This window comes from Acinetobacter sp. YH16044 (assembly GCF_013417145.1).
GTDB lineage: Bacteria > Pseudomonadota > Gammaproteobacteria > Pseudomonadales > Moraxellaceae > Acinetobacter > Acinetobacter amyesii.
Window position 1 is genome coordinate 1 of the sequence record NZ_VPEK01000086.1, and the last position, 3955, is coordinate 3955.

General features: G+C 34.3%; 6 protein-coding genes and 1 pseudogene. 1 reads left to right on the top strand and 6 read right to left on the bottom strand.

Annotation, left to right across the window (positions count from 1 at the left end):
- Positions 1–203 (top strand): annotated as a pseudogene (locus FTV38_RS17955) (hypothetical protein); the annotation flags it as partial.
- 107 nt (positions 204–310) lie between these two features.
- Here the strand turns inward: FTV38_RS17955 and FTV38_RS16820 are convergent.
- The 6 genes from FTV38_RS16820 to repM all read right to left on the bottom strand — a co-directional run bounded on the left by FTV38_RS16820 (position 311) and on the right by repM (position 3622).
- A complete protein-coding gene (locus FTV38_RS16820) occupies positions 311–754 on the bottom strand; it encodes a hypothetical protein (RefSeq protein ID WP_179991656.1) in 444 nt (147 codons plus the stop codon).
- A 318-nt stretch (positions 755–1072) separates the two neighbouring features.
- Positions 1073–1288 (bottom strand): hypothetical protein, encoded by a 216-nt coding sequence (locus FTV38_RS16825; protein WP_111886106.1) that lies wholly within the window; start codon positions 1286–1288, stop codon positions 1073–1075.
- Positions 1278–1574 (bottom strand): BrnT family toxin, encoded by a 297-nt coding sequence (locus tag FTV38_RS16830; protein WP_180015727.1) that lies wholly within the window; start codon positions 1572–1574, stop codon positions 1278–1280. The genes FTV38_RS16825 and FTV38_RS16830 overlap by 11 nt, the downstream gene beginning before the upstream one ends.
- A 115-nt stretch (positions 1575–1689) precedes the next feature.
- Complete coding sequence (locus tag FTV38_RS16835) at positions 1690–1923, bottom strand: DUF6500 family protein (RefSeq protein WP_180012408.1); 234 nt, start codon at positions 1921–1923, stop codon at positions 1690–1692.
- 196 nt (positions 1924–2119) lie between these two features.
- On the bottom strand, positions 2120–2665 hold the full coding sequence (locus FTV38_RS16840) for a plasmid replication DNA-binding protein (protein ID WP_180022999.1): 546 nt from the start codon (positions 2663–2665) through the stop codon (positions 2120–2122).
- 63 nt (positions 2666–2728) lie between these two features.
- Positions 2729–3622, bottom strand: coding sequence for a replication initiation protein RepM (gene repM / locus FTV38_RS16845; protein WP_057048785.1), 894 nt, complete (start codon positions 3620–3622; stop codon positions 2729–2731).
- Positions 3623–3955: the final 333 nt, after the last annotated feature.

Genomic DNA, 3955 nt, shown 5'->3' on the forward strand with positions numbered 1-3955 from the left:
TCTTATACATACCAAGCAAAGACGAAATTGATGCACGTAGAGCAGATATGGCTGTACTAAAAAAATATCCGTTACAAATCGAGGAGCATGATGGGAAAACATTAGTCAGAATTATGACTAAAAAGCCGTGTTACTCATTTGAACCGAATAATGTCAAAGAAAAAACGTATGACTGGTGTCAGATCGACCCTAAAAAATACTAGTTGATCGGTACTTTGCTTGGTTTTTCTCATTACTGATCAGATTACAGCAAGCGCAAAGTTGCCCGACTTTGAAACATGGCTAAAGCCATATTTCAAAGAGTCGAACATTAATTCTCTTTGCACTGTGTATTCACACTAGATTGATAACAAACAAATTTTCTACCGTCAGGCTGAGTTATATAAAGATAATCCCCGACGCTGTTGTATACGGAACCATTTGAACCATAGCCATTATTTTCATTTATTTGGTAATAAGTATAACCATTTGAACCGTAAGAACGATCTTCTGTATTGTAATAAGAACTACCATCACTCCCATATGTGAAGTTACCAACATTATTATAAGAAGTAGTACTGTTATTTTGTTTTTTATTAGCATAATTAACTACGGCATCAGCCATAGCATTTAAACCATTTTGAAGTTGCTGATTTCCTTGAGAGTAACTTTGAAAATTAACACTTGGCGGTGGGATATATGTCCAGTCGTATTTATTTGCTAAGGTAGAAGTAGATAAAATAGTAAATGAAAAAAGTAGAATTAGTATTTTCATAATATTCATATTTAAGTAAAAATTAATTAATTTTAATTTGTTATAACTAATATGTATAGCTAGATGTATCGTAAGATGCCGAGTGAATGTCTACGAACGACTGAGCAACATTAAAATTTCGACCTACTTCATTATCAAGCGTAAGCGGACGAAAAAGCTTTATGAGAAATGCAAATTCATTAATGATCCTGAAAAATACTAGATGATCGGTACTTTGCTTGGTTTTTCTCATTGCTAAGCAAATTACAGCAAGCGCAAAGTTGCCCGACTTTGAAACATGGCTTTAGCCATGTTTCAAAGTATCGAGCTAAATTTTAATTAAACACGTTTCAAAGCCATGATATGACGAACCATATCGTTAATATGCTGTTTTGTTTCATTATCTTGAGAGCTTAGCCAAGTTACAACATCTGCATCAAAAGCCTTTGCTTGAGCAGTGGCATGGCGTTCTTGTAATTTTTTCACAAAATTTGGTTTTACTACTGGCGCATTGGTAGGGTCAAAATTTTTATAACGTTCTAATTCATTTTGCATGGTTATACCTCCGCTTTTGATTGTGCGATGGCTCAAAGCCAGTAATGATTCTTGCAACATCACCACGTTCAACCCAAACCACTGTTAGTAGTCTACCACGATTACTCAGACCAATTGATATTAGCCGTTGCTCGTCATAATGACCAAGATCGTCAAAGGACATCAGCTCTGGATCAAGAAAAACGCTACATACTTCTTCAAAAGTAATTTCACGCCCTCGATAGACTATTTCCATTTTTTTATCGTGCCATTCAAATAGCAGACCGTAATACTCAATCAACGGCATCTTTAGCCTTTTCCCTAGATTTACAACCTTCTAAAAGTCTACTTAGAGGGTTTCACTTATTCAATAACTCATTAATTTAAATGGGTTCTAACATCTAAGTTTCGTATAACCGCCATTATGTTAAGTCAGGCGAAGACTCACTTAAAACAAGAGCTTTAATTTTTACGGCTTTTTCGAAATGATCTAATTTATGTTGCATGATCCACCAATTGGCTGCTTCCATTAAAAGCTCAGGATTATCATTCTTATTCTTGAAAAAAGCATAGAAAGATAAACCTACGCTATCTCCTTTTTTGTCAATTTTTTCATTACATCCATGAATAAATATTTCTCTTAACTCTTTTCTCATATTTTTAACTTTCTCTAAAATTAACATAATACACGTTATACGAAATGCTGTATAATTATCCTTATAATTCAACGCTGTAGTTTCTAGTTTATAGCCCGAGCATCCCTGTTCGGGCTTTTTTTATGATTTTTCATGTTTCACGATCAAAAAACAATCAATGTTCCACGGTTTTGATTAGTCTGATTAAATAGTCCTATCACCCATAGGGCTTGAAAAAACGGCTCCAGAAGCCCCTTTTTTCAGGCTCTGGTTCAATATGCTCCGGCACTGGAATGCGTTTAATTTCTTGAGTAGTCAATCCGCCCTCATTTGGTTTTTTTGACCGAGGATCTGTTGCTATATCCTGGTCAGATTGCTGCTCTGTAAACGTGCTTATATTGGCGTGTGGTGGCTTCATTTCAATAAGTGTAAGTAGCGTGTCAATACGAGCATTTGCCTTCGTTTCCCGATCTTCTGCTTTTTCCAACTGTTTCTTTAAAAACTCAATCTGATTTTTGAGTTCAACAACTGTATTATCAGTGTATTCAGGTGTATCAATGTTTTGTCTTGGAGACGTATCAAGACGTTTTGAGTTTGTTCCACCAAAAGGCTCACCATAGACACGAAGTAATTCTGAAAAGTCGATAGAACCATCATGATCACGACTTAATACTCCGTTTTTTATATCTTTGTAGAGTGTGGCCCGAGATTTTTTATACAGTGTTGCAGCATCACTAACACTGTATTTTGTACTTGTTTTCATATTGTATTACTGTGTATTAACGATACGTATTGGAGAATACAATAAGTGTATTCTCCAATAAACTCAAAGTTTAAAGCCTAAGTTTTTTAGATAAGGTAAAAACTGTTTTTGCTGTTTTGGATCTCTCAACATATCTTTAATTGTTATAGCTAAATCATCATAGCTTTCACCTTGCTGTGCTAGATGTGATAGTTCATGTAAACGAGAAAGTTGATTTCCAAACATATTAATTTGAGCATCTGTTAGTTTATAAAATTCTTTAGGTACATCTGTATTCGGATGACTAATACTCTTAGTCTTTTCTTTAAATGAAAAAATAATACTAGTAACTTTACGACCAGTCTTTTTCTGTTCATAAGTGACATTTAAAGGGCTGCATTCGTTTATTTGGTCTATAGCAGTATCAATTACTCGTTTCTTGAAATCTGCGAATAAAGGGTACTTTTTACCAAGCTCAAGCATTGTCCGCAAATTCTCAACTGAAATTTCACGCTTACCTATTTGTCGATATTGAACAAGTAGCTCATAAATACGAATACCGTACCCACTATTTATTCCAGCGATGTCTGACAGGGCATATTTGGTGAATTCTCTACTTAGATTAGATATGAAAGGCAGAATTGGTTTTGAAAAACGAATACCAATGACACTTTGACTATCTAGAAATTGAACTTCTTGTACCCATCGCATTTTTATAGACTTGTCATCAATACTGAGGTTAATAGATCGTTCATAGAGTCTATTAATACCTTCCTTTAAATCTCTGTATGCAGTTTTTTCATGTACACCTAATTGCCTTAACTCATTGATACTAACAGGATATAGCTCATCATCTGTAATAGGCTGATTTTTTGGAATCCGTGAAATGGCAGCTAAGACAATTCGTTGCTCTACGGCACTTAATTGATATGAGGCTTCTATTACTTGATTTGATTTTACAACGTGATTTTTATTCAAAATAAAACCATTAATTTTTAATATATGACAAATATATACTTGTCATAGTTAGTAGTCAATCCGTCATAGTTAAGTAGTCAATCCGTCATAGTTAGTAGTCAATCCGTCATAGTTAGTAGTCAATCCGTCATAGTTAAGCTTTAAAACCCTTACTGTATAAGGCATACAGGGGACTGAAAAGATTTAAAATATTTAAAATATATTTAAAAAGAGCAAATTGAAAAATTGCCCTTGGTTTTCGCTTCGCTCAAACTCTATTGAACTTCGCTTTCGCTCAGTTCGTTGGGGCAATTTTTTGGTTAATACTTGCGTGACTTTAAGAAAAAGCAAAAG